Below are 14,718 nucleotides of genomic sequence, written 5' to 3' on the forward strand. Positions count from 1 at the left end.
AGCCGTAAGTTACTTCCCGGCGGCGCGAGCCAGCCGTTCCGGGTAGCGCTCCCCCGCGATCGCGTCCGCGGGCGCGGCGGCCGCGATGGCCGCCAGGTCGTCCGCCGTCAGCTCCAGGGCTGCCGCGGCCACGTTCTCCTCGAGGTACTTGCGGCGCTTCGTGCCCGGGATCGGGACCACGTCCTCGCCCTGGGACTGGACCCACGCCAGCGCCAGCTGCCCCGCCGTGACGCCCTTGTCCGAGGCCAGCTCGCGCAGCGCCTCGACGATCGCCATGTTGCGCTCGAAGTTGCCCTCGGTGAAGCGCGGCAGACCGCGGCGCATGTCGTCCTCCGGCAGGTCTGCCACCGACTTCACCGCGCCCGTCAGGAACCCGCGGCCCAGCGGCGAAAACGGGACGATCCCGATGCCGAGCTCGCGGCACGTGGCCAGGACCTCGCCCTCGATCCCGCGGGTCCACAGCGACCACTCGCTCTGCAGCGCCGTCACCGGGTGCACCGCGTGCGCGGCCCGGATCGTCGCCGCGCTCGCCTCGGAAATCCCGGCGTAGCGGATCTTTCCGGCTTCCACCAGCGACGCCAGCGCGCCCCACGTCTCCTCGATCGGCGTGTCCGGGTCGACGCGGTGCTGGTAGTACAGGTCGATGTGGTCGACGCCGAGCCGGCGCAGGGACTCGTCGCAGCTCTGCTTCACGTAGGAAGCGTCGCCGCGGGCGCCCATCGCGCCGTCGTTCCACACGATGCCGAACTTCGTCGCCAGCACGACCTCGTCGCGGCGGCCGGCGATCGCGCGGCCGACCAGTTCCTCGTTGACGCCGTTCGCGTAGACGTTCGCGGTGTCCAGCAGCGTCACCCCGAGTTCGAGCGCCCGGTGGATGGTCGCGATCGACTCGTCGTCGTTGTCGCGGACGCCGTAGGCCTGGCTCATCCCCATGCAGCCGAGCCCCTGGGCGCCGACTTCCAGGCCGCCCAGCTTCCTGTTCTTCACGCGGAAATCTCCTCCATACCGGGTTCCACGCCGAGCACGTTGCGCTCGACCTGGGCGTAGTTCTCGATCTTGTAGTCGAGGATGTCGAGACAGCCCTGCAGCTCGGCGATCCGCTCGGCGACCGACCGGCGCTGCTCCACCAGCAGGGCCTTGCGGCGGCCCGCGCTCGCGACGCCGTGGCGGCGCAGCGACGCGTACTCGCGCATGCTCTTGATGGGCATCCCGGTGGTGCGCAGCTTGGTCAGGAAACCGAGCCAGTTGAGGTCGTCGTCGGAATAGGCCCGGCGGCCCGCGGCGTCCCGCGCGGGCGGGTCGAGCAGTTTGATGCGCTCGTAGTACCGGAGGGTGTCGATGGACAGTCCGCTACGTCGCGCGGCTTCCGCTATCGAGTAGCTCATGGCCCGACAGTACGACCTGGAGTGCACTCCAGGTCAAATCCGCGCACTGGCCTTCCATAACACTGTTCCGATACGCTCGGTGCATGGCGCGACCCCGCACGCACGACGAAGCGCTCCGGCTCAAGCTGCTCGACCGGGCCGGCCAGCTCCTCGCGGCCGACGGGCCGAAGGCGCTTTCCCTGCGCAAGCTGGCCGCCGACGCCGGGACGTCGACCACCGCCGTGTACTCGCTCTTCGGCAGCAAACCCGACCTGGTGAACGCCCTCTACACCGAGGGCTTCCGCCGATTCGGCGCCCGGATGGCCGGGACACCGCTGACCGGTGACGCCGTCGAGGACCTCGTCGCGCTCGGCAGCGCCTACCGCACGAGCGCGCTGGCCGACCCGCACCTCTACGGGATCATGTTCACCAAGTCGGTGCCCGGGTTCGAGCCGAACGAAGACGCCGAGAAGCTCGCCCGCGACACCCTCAAGCCCCTGGAGCGGATCATCCGCCGCGCGATCGCCGACGGCGTCTTCCTCGACGTCCCGCCCGAGACGGTCGCGGTCGGCTGCTGGGCCATCGTGCACGGCCTGGTGTCCCTGGAACTGGCCGGCAACCTGCCGGAGGAGTTCGACGTCACGGCCTCCTACGAAGCCGCCCTGCGGGCGAACGCCTCCGGCTGGCTGCGGCCTCAGATCACCGGCACCGAGCCGTCGTAGACGACCGCACCCTTCGCGTCCCGCGCTGTCACCCGGACCTTGGTATCCGCGGAGATCTTGACGTTCTCGGGGTCCCATACGACGACCATGCCGGCCACCACGTGGGCTTCGATCTTCCCCTCGCTCCCGAAGTCGACGACCGCCGTCGCCGCGGTCGCGGGCAGCGCCGCGGCGAACGGGCGGCGATCCGTCGCCGGGGGGCCACCCGTTTCGCGGCCCAGGGTGTCCACGATCAAGGGGTACGCCGGCGGGGCCTCCGGCGGCGGGCCGCTGGGCAGGGCGCGGACCCGCAGCTTCCCCGGCCGCCGGTAGTCCGGCTCGGTGGTGCAGACCACGAACCGGTCGCCGCGGCGGCCGAGGACCACCCGGTAGCCGTCCGAGTCGAGCAGCGGCCCCGGTTCGTACGCCGCGGGGTCGGGGATCGCCTCCATCTCCGCCGCCGCCAGGCAGTCGCCCAGCGCACGGCCCGCGGCCGACGTCCGGTCGGCGGTCACCGGCCGGTCGGCGACCGCGAGCAGGGGCGGGGGCGCCGCGGGCAGCCGCACGCCCGGTTCCATCGGCTTGCCGATGGACAGCGTCGTCCGCGCCGGGTCGCTCCGGGTCACGCCGGTGAACTGGCGGGTGACCGGGGAGAACGAGATCCGCGACATGCCGCTCTCCCCGCCCTCGGTTTCCGCGTCGAGGTAGCTCCCCTCCCCGCCGGGAGCGAGGATCCCGCCCACCATTCCGGTCGCGCTGTAGAGCAGGAGGCCCGTACGCGTGCCCGGGGTGTAGGAGGGGGTGGCGGCCGGGTCCGACAGCGTCACCGTCGTCTCGGTGGTCTCGCAGAACATCGGCTTGCCGTCGGCGGTCGCCGCGACCACCGAGTCGGCCTGGAAGACCTCGGTGAACACGGGGACCCAGTTCTGCCGCGGGGGCACGCGGCCGGTCTTGCCCGCCGCCTGCACCGCGGCCCAGCAGCGGTCCAGGGACGAGGTCGCCACCGCCGCGTCGAGGGTGAGCGGGTTGAAGACGTCCGGGGGCGCCGGCGGGCCGGGCTCGGCCACGGGCCGGTGCCGGAACACCTGCGTCGCGACGATCGCCCCCGCGGCCAACGCGACCACGGCCGCCGCGGCGGCGACGTACCGGACGCGGGCCGGACGGCGCTTCCCCATCCCCCGGCGGACTTCCTCCCGCAACCGCGCGCGGACGTCGTCCGGCAGCTTCCGCCGGAGCGGCAGGCCGAGGTCGTCGCTCATTTCTCCTCCAGCAGGGTGCGCAGCCGGGCGCGGGCCCGGGACAGGTGGGCGCGGACGGTGACCTCGGCGACGGCCAGCAGCGCGGCCGCGTCTCCGGCGCTCAGGTCGCCGAGCAGGCACAGCTCGACGACCTCGCGCTGCGCCTTCGGCAGCGTCCGGACGGCCTCGACGACCTCGCGCAGCCGCTGCTCGCCGTCGAGCCGGTCGGCGACGGCGTCGGCGTGGTCGGACACGACCGGCGGGTCCGGCATCTTCCGCAGCAGCCGCAGCCGCCTTCGCGCGCCGCGGTGCTCGTCGCGAGCCGCGTTGCCGGCGACGGTGTAGAGCCACGGCAGCGCGCTGTCACGCACCAGCGTCACGTCGGCGCGGCGGCGCCAGGCGGTCAGGAAGGTGGTGGAAGTCAGGTCTTCGGCACCGGCCCACGAGCCGGTCAGGCGGTAGGCGTGGTTCCAGACGGCCTCGGCGTGCCGCTCGAAGAGCTCGGTGAAGGCCGCTTGGTCGCCCTCGGCGGCCCGGTCCCACAGAGCGCGGTCGTCCACCGGCGCCCCCGTCGCTTGGCTGGTCACACCCCTCAGTGGCCGGCCGCACCGGAATTGTTGTGCGGCCGATCGGATTCCCTCGCGAACGCGGTGCCTTCGAGGTCGAACTCGTGCTTGCTGCGCTCGAACACCGCCTCGGCGGCGAACCGCGCGTGGTGGAACCGGAGGCCGCCGGTCGAGGACGTCCGCGCGAACCGGGCGGCACCGCGGAACTCGGCCCAGGAAAAGAAGGCCCCCTCGGCGAAGTCCGACCGATCGAAGTTCGCCAGCGCCGTGAACTCCGTGCCGTAGAACCCCACCCGCTGGTGGAAGGTGGTCTGCTGCATGTGCACCGCGCCGACGAACCGGGCGTGGCTGAAGTCCGCGGCCTGCACCTCGCAGCCGCTGAACCGGAAGTCGACCAGCTCCGCGCGTTGCAGGTCGACGGACAGGCCCGGCCAGAACGCGGGATCGTCGCGGCGCAGGTGCGTCCGCAGCAGCTCCTGGACGGCGAGGCGGACCTGCAGCTCCGCCCCGTCGTACTCGGGCGTCTCGTCCTTGCGCCGCACCGCGTCGGCACCGCGGATGCCTTCTTCCGGGCCGTCGAACGGCATCCGCAGGTACGCGCACCAGACGTTGACGATCGTCTGGCGCTGCTTCGGGTTGTCCTGCCCGAGCCGCTCGAGCGCGTAGAGCCCGCCGAGCCGCACCGGGGCCTTCTCACTGCCCAGCTGCTCGACGGCCTTCGTGTACAGCTCGGTGACCCGGCGCTCCTCCAGGTCCCGTTCGGTCACGGACGCGACGCGGGTCGTCTCGGCCAGCTGGAGCTCGAGCGTGCGCTGGCGGCGCGTCGCGAGCCACAGCGCGAACACGCCGCCCGCGCCCGCGCCGATGCCGAACGCCGTCTTGACCGCGTCGATCCGGACCGGCGCCTCGGGGCGTCCCGACCAGGCCAGGAACAGCCAGAGCAGGGCCCCGGTGACGGCCGCGACCGCGACGGCGGTCACGGCGATCCACCGCCACTTCAGGACCGGCACCGGCTCAGACGGCGCCGTACTGGCGGTCGCCCGCGTCGCCGAGGCCCGGGACGATGAAGCCCGAGTCGTTGAGGCGCTCGTCGATGCTCGCGGTGACGACCCGGACCGGCAGGCCGGTCTTCTCCAGGTGCGCCAGGCCTTCCGGGGCCGCCAGCGCGCAGATCGCCGTGACGTCGTCGGCGCCGCGGTCGGTGAGCAGGCGGATCGTGTACTCCATCGAGCCGCCGGTGGCGAGCATCGGGTCGAGCACCAGCACCGGCCGGTCGGCGAGCGACTCCGGCAGCGATTCGAGGTACGGCGTCGGCTTGAGCGTCTCCTCGTCGCGCGCCAGGCCGACGAAGCCCATCTGCGCGTCCGGGATCAGCTTGTGCGCCTGGTCGGCCATGCCCAGCCCGGCCCGCAGCACCGGCACCAGCAGCGGCGGCTTCGCGAGCTTGTAGCCGTCGGTGCGGGCGACCGGCGTGTGGATCTTCTCGATCTTCACCGGCACGCCGCGCGTGGCTTCGTAGACCAGCATGACGGTCAGCTCGTGCAGCGCGGCCCGGAACGCGGCGCTGTCGGTGCGCGCGTCGCGCATCGTGGAGAGCCGGGCCTTCGCGAGGGGGTGGTCGACGACGTGCACATCCATGCGGGTCAATCTAGCCGTTTCGCGAAGCTCTTCACCCAGCCGCGCTGCCAGGGCGTTTCGACGGCTCGCTCGTTGTAGTGCGCTCGTGTCCACGCGACGGCTTCTTCGACAGGGACGCCGGAGAGGATCGCCAGGCAGGCCATCACCGTGCCGGTCCGTCCGGCGCCGCCGTAGCAGGCGACTTCGACGGTTTCGGTCTTCGCCCGTTCGTGGAGGGCCGTGATCTTTTCGCGGGCGTCGGCGGGCCGGGTGGGCAGCAGGAAGTCGGGCCAGGTGACCCATTCGTGCGGCCAGGCGATGCCCCCGCCGTGCTTGCGCCGCAGCCGGCTCGTCCCCAGGTAGAGGCCGAAATCGGGCGGGGGTCCGTCGGGGCGGGGGCGGCCCAGGCCACGCCCCTGCACGCGGGTGCCGTCCGGGAATTCCACCATCGGCACAGTGTCCTCCGGAAGAAGGACACGCAGGGTGGTTTTCGCCGATAAGCTGCGCCGGGTGAGCGAACTGACGCCCGACCAGATGCGGGCTTCCGACGCGGACCGTGAACGCGTCGCGCAGGTGCTGCACAACGCCCTCGCGGAGGGCCGGATCACGGTGAACGAGCTGGAAGAGCGGCTCACCACGGTCTACGCGGCGAAGACGCTGGGCGAGCTGAAGCCGGTGACGGCGGACCTGCCGTCGTCCTCGGCGGCGATCGAGCCGGCGACCACGCGCGCGCTCGGCTTCCCGGACCAGCGCATCGGCGGCCACCCGGGCAGCCCGGTGTCGATCGGCGTGCTGTCGGGAGCGGTCCGCAAGGGCAGCTGGGTCCTGCCCCCGCAGCACAACAGCTTCGCGTTCTGGGGCGGCGCGGAGATCGACCTGCGCCAGGCCCGCTTCGCGGACCGCCACTGCACGATCACCGCGGTGGCCATCATGGGCGGCATCCAGATCACGATCCCGGACGACATCAACGTGGACGTCACGGGCCTGGGCCTGATGGGCGGCTTCGTGCTGGAGGACAAGTCGGGAGCACCCCCGGCCCCGCCCACGGCCCCGACGGTGAAGATCAACGGCCTGGCGTTCTGGGGCGGCGTCGTCGTGTACCGGAAGCCGGCGAAGCGGACCGAGCCGCCGCAGATCGAAGGGGCTTAGAGGAGCCCCTCGCCCCGCCCGGCCCCGAGCGCCCCAATGTGGCGTTCGGTGCGTCAGACGCAACCAACGCCACATTGGGGCGCTTGACGGAGGTGACACTCGCTGCCTGAAGCGTCACACCGGGTGACCCGCTTCCGGGCGCCGCGCGCTGTCGGACCCGCCGCCTAGACTCAGGCGCATGACAGCCACGACCAGCACGTCAGCGGCGCCGGCCACCCCGGCGCCGCTGGTGGACGCGACTCGCGATGACGCGAGCCTGCGCCGCTTCCTGCTCGGGCTGCCCGGTGTCGACCAGGTCGGCGTCGAGCAGCGCGCGGCGGGCCTCGGCACGCGCAGCATCAAAAAGGACGCCAAGCGGTGGGCCATCGACACCGCCATCTCCATGGTCGACCTGACCACCCTGGAGGGCGCCGACACCCAGGGCAAGGTCCGGGCGCTGGCCGCGAAGGCCGTCCGCCCCGATCCGGAGCGCCAGGACACCCCGCGCGTCGCCGCCGTCTGCGTCTACCCCGACCTGGTCGCCACCGCCGTCGAAGCGCTCAAGGGCAGCGGCGTGCACGTCGCCAGCGTCGCCACCGGGTTCCCCGCCGGGCGCACCAGCCGCGAGATCAAGCTGGCGGACACGAAGATCGCCGTCGAGGCCGGTGCGCACGAGGTCGACATGGTGATCGACCGGGGCGCCTTCCTCGAAGGCCGGTACATGGCCGTCTTCGAAGAGATCCGCGCGGTGAAACAAGCCTGCGGCGAGGCGCACCTGAAGGTCATCCTCGAGACCGGCGAGCTGGCGACCTACGACAACGTGCGGCGCGCGTCGTGGCTGGCGCTGCTGGCCGGCGGCGACTTCATCAAGACCTCCACCGGCAAGGTCTCCCCCGCCGCGACGCTGCCGGTCACGCACATCATGCTGCAGGCCGTCCACGATTGGCACGGCCAGACCGGCGAGCTGCGCGGCGTCAAGCCCGCGGGCGGCATCCGGACCACGAAGGACGCGATCAAGTACCTGGTCGCCGTGCACGAGGTCGCCGGCGAGCAGTGGCTGACCCCGGACCTGTTCCGCTTCGGCGCGTCCAGCCTGCTCAACGACCTGCTGCTGCAGCGCCGCACCCAGGTGGACGGCCACTACAGCGGCCCCGACTACGTGACGGTGGACTGATGCCTGTTTTCGAGTACGCACCGGCGCCCGAATCGCGCGCCATCGCGAACCTCAAGGATTCCTACAAGCCGTTCGTCAACGGCGAGTTCGTCGACGGCTCGGGTGAGCCGCTCAAGACGATCAACCCGGCCACCGAAGAGGTCCTCGCCGAGGTCGGCACCGCGTCGAAGTCCGATGTGGACATCGCGGTGAAGGCCGCGCGCAAGGCGTACAACTCCGTGTGGTCGAAGATGCCGGGCACCGAGCGCGCGAAGTACCTCTTCCGCATCGCGCGGCTGATCCAGGAGCGTTCGCGCGAGCTCGCCGTGCTGGAGAGCCTGGACAACGGCAAGCCGATCAAGGAGTCGCGCGACTCCGACGTCCCGACGGCCGCCGCGCACTTCTTCTACCACGCGGGCTGGGCCGACAAGCTCGAGTACGCGGGCTATGGCCCGAACCCGCAGCCGCTCGGTGTCGCGGGGCAGATCATCCCGTGGAACTTCCCGCTGCTGATGCTGGCCTGGAAGATCGCCCCGGCGCTGGCCACCGGCAACACCGTGGTCCTGAAGCCGGCCGAGACGACGCCGCTCACCGCGCTCGTCTTCGCGGAGATCTGCCAGCAGGCCGAGCTGCCGCCGGGCGTGGTGAACATCCTCCCGGGCGCGGGCGACATCGGCGCGTCCATCGTGGAGCACGCCGACATCGACAAGATCGCCTTCACCGGCTCGACCGAGGTCGGCAAGGCGATCCAGCGCCAGGTCGCGGGCACGGCGAAGAAGCTGACCCTCGAGCTGGGCGGCAAGGCGGCGAACATCGTGTTCGAGGACGCGCCGCTCGACCAGGCCGTCGAGGGCATCGTCAACGGCATCTTCTTCAACCAGGGCCACGTCTGCTGCGCGGGCTCGCGCCTGCTGGTCCAGGAGTCCATCGCCGAAGAGGCCCTCGAAAAGCTGCATTACCGCGTCTCGACCCTGCGCATCGGCGACCCGCTGGACAAGAACACCGACATCGGGGCGATCAACTCCGCCGAGCAGCTGGCGAAGATCCGCGGGCTCGTCGAGTCGGGTGACGCCGAGGGCGCGCAGCGCTGGACCAGCCCGTGCCCGGTCCCGGACCGCGGGTTCTTCTTCGCCCCGACGGTGTTCGCGAACGTCCACCAGTCGATGCGGATCGCGCGCGAGGAGATCTTCGGCCCGGTGCTGTCGGTGCTGACGTTCCGCACGCCGGACGAGGCCGTCGCGAAGGCGAACAACACGCCGTACGGGCTGTCGGCCGGCATCTGGACCGAAAAGGGCTCCCGGATCCTGTGGATGGCGAACCAGCTGCGCGCCGGCGTGGTCTGGGCCAACACCTTCAACCGCTTCGACCCCGCCGCCCCGTTCGGCGGCTACCAGGAATCCGGCTTCGGGCGCGAAGGCGGCCGCACCGGGCTGGAGGCGTACCTGAATGTCTGACCGAATCTCCGTCGCGAAGACGTACAAGCTGTACATCGGCGGCAAGTTCCCTCGTTCGGAGTCCGGCCGGGTGTACCCGGTGACGGACGGCAAGGGCAAGTTCCTGGCGAACGCGGCCCACGCGTCCCGCAAGGACATCCGCGACGCGGTGGTGGCCGCGCGCAAGGCGTTCCCCGGCTGGTCCGCGGCGACGGCGTACAACCGCGGCCAGGTGCTCTACCGGGTGGCCGAGGTCCTGGAGGGCCGCCGCGACCAGTTCGTTTCCGAGGTTTCGGCGTCGGAAGGCCTCGGCGGCAAAAAGGCCGAGTCCCTTGTGGACGCGGCGATCGACCGCTGGGTCTGGTACGCGGGCTGGACGGACAAGATCGCCACGGTCCTCGGCGCGGCGAACCCGGTGGCGGGCCCGTACTTCTCGTTCACGGTCCCGGAGCCGACGGGCGTGGTCGGCGTCCTGGCGCCGCAGGCCTCGTCGTTGCTGGGGCTGGTGGAGGTGCTGGCCCCGGTCCTGGCGACGGGCTCGACGGCGGTGGTGGTGTCGAGCGCGGAGCGGCCGCTGCCGGCGATCACGCTGTCGGAGGTCCTGGCGACCTCCGACGTCCCGGGAGGCGTGGCGAACATCCTGACCGGCCGGGCGGCCGAGCTGGGGCCGTGGCTGGCTTCGCACGGCGACGTCAACGCCCTGGACCCGACGGGAGCGGCTCCGGCCGACCGCCCGGGGCTGGCCCGCGAAGCGGCGAACACGGTGAAGAGGGTGCTGACGGTCCCGGACGCGGAGCCGGACTGGACGGCAGCGCCGGATCTCACCCGCCTGCGGCGGTACCTGGAGGCGAAGACGGTCTGGCACCCGCTGGGCGTCTGAGCGGAATCCTGCTCCCGCCGGTCGTGAGTGGTAAGGAGGGTTAGAACCCTCTTTACCACTCACGACTAGCTCATCGTCACCGAGAAGTCCGACAGCGTGAACCGCGCCTTGCCGCCGCCGGTCGAACAGAACTCGATGCCGTAGCCGATCTGGTTGACCGTCGGGTTGGGCGGGATCAGGCCCTTGCCGATCGCCCAGGCGATCATCGCCTTCAGGTCGACGCTGCCCGAATACTGCGTCGAGCGGGACACGAACGCCACGTACCCCTCGTCGTCCGCCCAGACGTCGTAGGTGAAGCCGCCCGCCGTGTACGTCGTCAGCTTGTCGCCCGCCGGGACCTGCTTGCGGTTCTCCGTCCAGACCATCAGCTCGCTGACGCCGGCGCCGTTGCCCACGCCGTTCAGCCACAGGTCGTACGCCACGTCGTAGACGCCCACCCCGGGGCCGCGGCCGGCGAACGTCGATGCGATCACCGAATAGTCGTTGAACGGTTTCCCGTTCTGATTGTTGATGTCCTTGTGCACGTTCGGATAGGTTTTCACCGACGTCGAATCGGGTTGGGTGGAATCGACGTACCAGTTGTCGTACGCGCACGCCCGCAGTGTTTCCGGGCCCGCTTCTTCGGCGTTCCACATGTTGTTGTGGACGTAGTAGCCGCCGTCCGTCCAGCCGCCGTCGGGGTCGCTGGTGGTGAACTCCGGGGTGCGGCAGTTCCGCACCGGCGTGGCCGACGGCGGGGTCGGCGTCGGCGGAGGTGCAGTTCGGGACGTCGAAGGCGTCGGCGACGACGAAGAGGAGACCGGCGCCGGTGACGAAGAGGACGAGGTCACCGGCGAAGGCGGCGATGCGGCCGCCACGCCGTCGACGGGCGTGCCGCCGCACCCGGCGAGCACCGGGAAGGAAATCGCCAACAACACGGCCAGCGTTCTTCGTCGCATTTTCCCGCCCGCAGCTGCAATTCCGGCAGAACGAGGCGGAACCCTAACACGGAAATCCGCGAAATCAGTCGGGGTCGAGGTCGCCGGAAGTGATCGGACGGCCCGGCAGCTCGGTACCCGGCCGCGCGCTGAGGCCGTCGATCATGATGCCGACACACCGGCGCGCCGCCATCTCGGCCACTTCCGGCGTCTTCGCGCGCGCCTGGCGCAGCAGCGTGGCGAACAGGATCGCGATGTCACCCGAGCCGACGTCGTCGCGGAGCTTGCCCTCGGCCTGCGCGCCGTCGACGAAGCCGTCGAGGACCGCCAGGATCTCGTCGCGCAGCCGGCGGACCTCCGGGTCGCCCTTGAGGATCACCAGGGCCCGGTGCGACACCATCGCCAGCTGCACGCTCAGCTGCAGCTCCACCGACTGCCGCAGCAGCCGCTCCAGCGCGCGCCACGACGACGTCTCCTCCGCCGCGATCACCCGCGCGTCGATCAGCACCCGCTCGAAGTTGTCCATCGCGACCGCGCGGACCAGCGCGTCGCGGTCCGGGAAGCGGCGGTACAGCGTGCCGACGCCGACGCCGGCCGCGCGGGCGATCTCCTCCATCGGCACCTCGGGACCGGAAGCGGCGAAGATGCTCTTCGCGGCGGCCAGGATCTGGTCGCGGTTGCGGCGCGCGTCCGCCCGCAGGGTGGTCTCGGGGTCTGCCGTCATGCCGTTCGCCTTCCGCTGAATCGCGCGGGGTGATTCTCGCACGGTCAACCGGCCACACACCGCCTCCTCGAATGGGTAGCCGGCATCTAGTGGACGACATCCTTCCGCTTCGGTACCTTGGGTCAGAGAACCGGAATGTAATCCTCCGCATACTTTCCGTCCGATTTAGGGGGTCCGAAATGACTGATCTGGTCGAGCCCGCAACCCGGGACGAGACCTTCCCGCTGGCCCGCACCTGCCCGTTCGCCCCGCCGCCGGCGTACGAGGAGCTGCGCGACGCCGGCCCGGTCCACCGCGTCACCCTGCAGTCCGGCCAGGAGGCGTGGGCGGTGACGCGGCTGGAGGACGTCCGGACCGTGCTCAACGACCCGCGGTTCAGCTCCGACCGGTTCAACCCGGGCTTCCCGATCCTGACGCGCGAGGGACGCCCGCAACGCCGCCGCTTCACCGCGTCCCTGATCAACATGGACCCGCCGGAGCACGGCGCCGCCCGCCGCGAGGTCGTCGGCGAGTTCACCGTCAAGCGCATGAAGGCGCTGCAGCCGCGGATCCAGCAGATCGTCGACGAGCACATCGACGCGATGCTGGCCGGCCCGAAGCCCGCGGACCTGGTCTCGGCGCTGTCGCTGCCGGTCCCGTCGCTGGTCATCTGCGAGCAGCTCGGCGTCCCGTACGCCGAACACGACTTCTTCCAGACGCGCAGCTCCACCCTGCTCAACCGGGAGGTGACGCAGGAAGCGCGCATGCAGGCCGTGGAAGAGCTGCAGAACTACCTCGACGAGCTGGTCACCGAGAAGGAGAAGAACCCGACCGACGACCTGCTCGGCCGCCAGGTCCTCAAGCAGCGCGAAGAGCACGGCGAAGCCGACCACGACTCGCTGGTCTCCCTCGCTTTCCTGCTGCTCCTCGCCGGGCACGAGACGACGGCGAACATGATCTCGCTCGGCACCGTGGCCCTCCTGGAGAACCCGGACCAGCTCGCGATCATCAAGAACGACCCCGGCAAGACCCTCGACGCCGTCGAGGAGCTGCTGCGGTACTTCACCATCGCCGAGTTCGCGACCTCGCGCGTGGCCACCGAGGACGTGGAGATCGGCGGGCAGCTGATCCGCGCGGGCGAGGGCGTGCTCGGCCTGAGCTACTCCGGCAACCGCGATGCCGAGGCGTTCGAGAACGCCGACGAGCTCGACCTCGAGCGCGGCGCGCGGCACCACGTCGCCTTCGGCTTCGGACCGCACCAGTGCCTCGGCCAGAACCTCGCCCGGATGGAACTGCAGATCGTCTTCGACACGCTGTTCCGCCGCATCCCGGACCTCAAGCTGGCCGCGCCGGTGGACCAGCTGCCGTTCAAGCACGACTCGTCGATCTTCGGCCTCTACTGCCTGCCCGTGACCTGGTGAGGGGGACGCCATGACCGCCGTCCACGAGTTCCCGATGACCCGGACCTGCCCGTTCGCGCCGCCGCCGGCGTACGCCGAGATCCGCGAGGAGGAGCCGGTCACCCGGGTGCGGCTGCCCGCCGGCAAGCAGGCCTGGGTGGTCAGCAAGCACGAAGACGTCCGGACCGTGCTGAACGACCGGCGGTTCAGCGCCGACCGGCAGCACCCGGACTTCCCGCAGCTGGTGCCGGGCCTCCGGCGGCCGGACGACGAGCGCACCATGATCACCATGGACGCGCCCGAGCACGGGCCGGCCCGCAAGGCCGTGCTCGGCGAGTTCACCGTGCGCCGGATGGAGGCGCTGCGGCCGCGGATCCAGGAGATCGTCGACGAGCGGATCGACGCGCTGCTGGCCGGCCCGAAGCCGGGTGACCTGGTCGAGATGCTGTCGCTGCCGGTGCCGTCGCTGGTCATCTGCGAGATGCTCGGCGTGCCGTACGCCGACCACGACTTCTTCCAGACCCAGACGGCGAAGCTGATCAAGCGCGACACGCCCCCGCTGGAGCGGCGGGCCGCGGTCGAGTCCGTCCGCGGCTACATGAGCGACCTCATCGCCGGCAAGGAGGACAACCCGCCGGACGACCTGCTCGGCCGGCAGATCGTCAAGCTGCGCGAAGAGGGCACCTACCGGCGGCCCGCGCTGGCCGCGACCGGGTTCCTGCTGCTCCTGGCCGGGCACGAGACGACGGCGAACATGATCTCCCTCGGCACGGTCGGGCTGCTGGAGAACCCGGACCAGCTGGCCCTGGTCAAGGACGACCCGGGCAAGACGCTCGACGCCGTCGAGGAGCTCCTGCGGTACTTCACCATCGTCGACGCCGCCACGGCCCGGCTGTGCGTGGAGGACGCCGAGGTCGGCGGGCAGCTGATCCGGGCGGGCGAGGGTGTGCTGGCGCTGGGCTACGCGGCCAACCGCGACGAAGCGGCGTTCGAAAATCCCGACGAACTGGACATCGAACGCGGCGCGCGGCACCACGTCGCCTTCGGCTTCGGACCGCACCAGTGCCTCGGCCAGAACCTCGCCCGGATGGAACTGCAGATCGTCTTCGACACGCTCTTCCGCCGGATTCCCGGCCTGGAACTGGCCGCGCCGGTCGACGACCTGCCGTTCAAGGACGACGCGGCCATCTACGGCCTGTACCGGCTGCCGGTGACCTGGTAGAGACGAACTGCCAAACCGCCACAGGAGAAGAGGACCATGAAGATCATCGCGGACACCGGCAAGTGCGTCGGCGCCGGTCAGTGCGTGCTCACCGAGCCGTCGCTGTTCGACCAGAGCGAGGAGGACGGCACGGTCATCGTGCTCGACGACCAGCCGCAGGGGGAGCTGGTCGAGAAGGCCCGCGAAGCGGTGCACGTCTGCCCGAGCCAGGCCCTCTCCCTCCAGGAATAGCCTCCCGCGCTCGTGAGTGGTAAGGCGGGTTCTAACCCGCTGTCATGTCTCAGGACCTCACGGACAGGTGTGTTTCAGGACTTCGCGGACAGTTTGTGGTTGGTGAGGGGTTGGTAGCGGACTGATCGGTCTAGTGTGAGCTGGCGGGCGATCGTGTCACCGATC

The 14,718-nt window shown here is 70.9% G+C and carries 17 protein-coding genes; 8 read left to right on the forward strand and 9 right to left on the reverse strand.

Translation table 11 applies throughout. The features are described from left to right. Positions 1-9: 9 nt before the first annotated feature. The gene (locus tag ACWEVN_RS23480; RefSeq protein ID WP_452052690.1) at positions 10-933 is read right to left on the reverse strand and encodes an aldo/keto reductase; all 924 of its coding nucleotides are present in this window, start codon (positions 931-933) and stop codon (positions 10-12) included. Positions 934-983: 50 nt separating this feature from the next. Then, on the reverse strand, positions 984-1,385 hold the full coding sequence (locus ACWEVN_RS23485; RefSeq protein WP_310971071.1) for a MerR family transcriptional regulator: 402 nt from the start codon (positions 1,383-1,385) through the stop codon (positions 984-986). A gap of 83 nt (positions 1,386-1,468) precedes the next feature. Between ACWEVN_RS23485 and ACWEVN_RS23490 the strand changes: the two genes are divergently transcribed. Beyond that, positions 1,469-2,086 (forward strand): TetR/AcrR family transcriptional regulator, encoded by a 618-nt coding sequence (locus tag ACWEVN_RS23490; RefSeq protein ID WP_452052681.1) that lies wholly within the window; start codon positions 1,469-1,471, stop codon positions 2,084-2,086. Here the strand turns inward: ACWEVN_RS23490 and ACWEVN_RS23495 are convergent. The 5 genes from ACWEVN_RS23495 to ACWEVN_RS23515 are packed head-to-tail and all read right to left on the reverse strand — an operon-like array spanning position 2,059 to position 5,935. Further along, positions 2,059-3,324 (reverse strand): hypothetical protein, encoded by a 1,266-nt coding sequence (locus tag ACWEVN_RS23495; RefSeq protein ID WP_452052682.1) that lies wholly within the window; start codon positions 3,322-3,324, stop codon positions 2,059-2,061. The genes ACWEVN_RS23490 and ACWEVN_RS23495 overlap by 28 nt on opposite strands. Further along, a complete protein-coding gene (locus ACWEVN_RS23500) occupies positions 3,321-3,890 on the reverse strand; it encodes an RNA polymerase sigma factor (protein WP_452052683.1) in 570 nt (189 codons plus the stop codon). The genes ACWEVN_RS23495 and ACWEVN_RS23500 overlap by 4 nt, the downstream gene beginning before the upstream one ends. 5 nt (positions 3,891-3,895) lie before the next feature. Further along, complete coding sequence (locus ACWEVN_RS23505) at positions 3,896-4,849, reverse strand: pentapeptide repeat-containing protein (protein ID WP_449687024.1); 954 nt, start codon at positions 4,847-4,849, stop codon at positions 3,896-3,898. 34 nt (positions 4,850-4,883) lie between these two features. Beyond that, entirely contained in the window at positions 4,884-5,507 is a 624-nt protein-coding gene (gene upp / locus ACWEVN_RS23510) for a uracil phosphoribosyltransferase (protein WP_103340972.1), read from the reverse strand. 5 nt (positions 5,508-5,512) lie between these two features. Further along, positions 5,513-5,935 (reverse strand): protein-tyrosine phosphatase family protein, encoded by a 423-nt coding sequence (locus tag ACWEVN_RS23515; RefSeq protein WP_452052684.1) that lies wholly within the window; start codon positions 5,933-5,935, stop codon positions 5,513-5,515. An 85-nt stretch (positions 5,936-6,020) separates the two neighbouring features. Between ACWEVN_RS23515 and ACWEVN_RS23520 the strand changes: the two genes are divergently transcribed. From ACWEVN_RS23520 to ACWEVN_RS23535, 4 genes are all read left to right on the forward strand, one after another. Further along, positions 6,021-6,635: a DUF1707 SHOCT-like domain-containing protein gene (locus tag ACWEVN_RS23520; protein ID WP_452052691.1), complete on the forward strand. Its 615-nt coding sequence runs from the start codon at positions 6,021-6,023 to the stop codon at positions 6,633-6,635. A 178-nt stretch (positions 6,636-6,813) separates the two neighbouring features. Beyond that, positions 6,814-7,788: a deoxyribose-phosphate aldolase gene (deoC, locus tag ACWEVN_RS23525; protein ID WP_452052685.1), complete on the forward strand. Its 975-nt coding sequence runs from the start codon at positions 6,814-6,816 to the stop codon at positions 7,786-7,788. Further along, positions 7,788-9,221 carry an aldehyde dehydrogenase family protein gene (locus ACWEVN_RS23530; RefSeq protein ID WP_452052686.1) on the forward strand — a complete coding sequence of 478 codons (1,434 nt, stop codon included), beginning with the start codon at positions 7,788-7,790 and terminating at the stop codon, positions 9,219-9,221. Before deoC ends, ACWEVN_RS23530 begins: the two co-directional genes overlap by 1 nt. Continuing rightward, on the forward strand, positions 9,214-10,080 hold the full coding sequence (locus ACWEVN_RS23535) for an aldehyde dehydrogenase family protein (RefSeq protein ID WP_452052687.1): 867 nt from the start codon (positions 9,214-9,216) through the stop codon (positions 10,078-10,080). The genes ACWEVN_RS23530 and ACWEVN_RS23535 overlap by 8 nt, the downstream gene beginning before the upstream one ends. Before the next feature lie 65 nt (positions 10,081-10,145). Here the strand turns inward: ACWEVN_RS23535 and ACWEVN_RS23540 are convergent, their stop codons facing one another. Both ACWEVN_RS23540 and ACWEVN_RS23545 read right to left on the reverse strand, forming a co-directional pair. Next, a complete protein-coding gene (locus ACWEVN_RS23540; RefSeq protein ID WP_449687029.1) occupies positions 10,146-11,018 on the reverse strand; it encodes a GH12 family glycosyl hydrolase domain-containing protein in 873 nt (290 codons plus the stop codon). Positions 11,019-11,082: 64 nt separating this feature from the next. Beyond that, positions 11,083-11,721, reverse strand: coding sequence for a TetR/AcrR family transcriptional regulator (locus tag ACWEVN_RS23545; RefSeq protein ID WP_449687030.1), 639 nt, complete (start codon positions 11,719-11,721; stop codon positions 11,083-11,085). 179 nt (positions 11,722-11,900) lie between these two features. Between ACWEVN_RS23545 and ACWEVN_RS23550 the strand changes: the two genes are divergently transcribed. Genes ACWEVN_RS23550 through ACWEVN_RS23560 form a run of 3 tightly spaced genes read left to right on the forward strand, consistent with a single transcriptional unit; the run spans position 11,901 to position 14,553 of the window. Beyond that, positions 11,901-13,121 carry a cytochrome P450 gene (locus tag ACWEVN_RS23550; protein ID WP_452052688.1) on the forward strand — a complete coding sequence of 407 codons (1,221 nt, stop codon included), beginning with the start codon at positions 11,901-11,903 and terminating at the stop codon, positions 13,119-13,121. 10 nt (positions 13,122-13,131) lie between these two features. Beyond that, positions 13,132-14,322 (forward strand): cytochrome P450, encoded by a 1,191-nt coding sequence (locus ACWEVN_RS23555; protein ID WP_452052689.1) that lies wholly within the window; start codon positions 13,132-13,134, stop codon positions 14,320-14,322. A 36-nt stretch (positions 14,323-14,358) separates the two neighbouring features. After that, positions 14,359-14,553: a ferredoxin gene (locus tag ACWEVN_RS23560; RefSeq protein ID WP_013222786.1), complete on the forward strand. Its 195-nt coding sequence runs from the start codon at positions 14,359-14,361 to the stop codon at positions 14,551-14,553. The last annotated feature ends 165 nt before the right edge of the window (positions 14,554-14,718 follow it).

It is taken from the genome of Amycolatopsis sp. NPDC003861 (genome assembly GCF_053605405.1).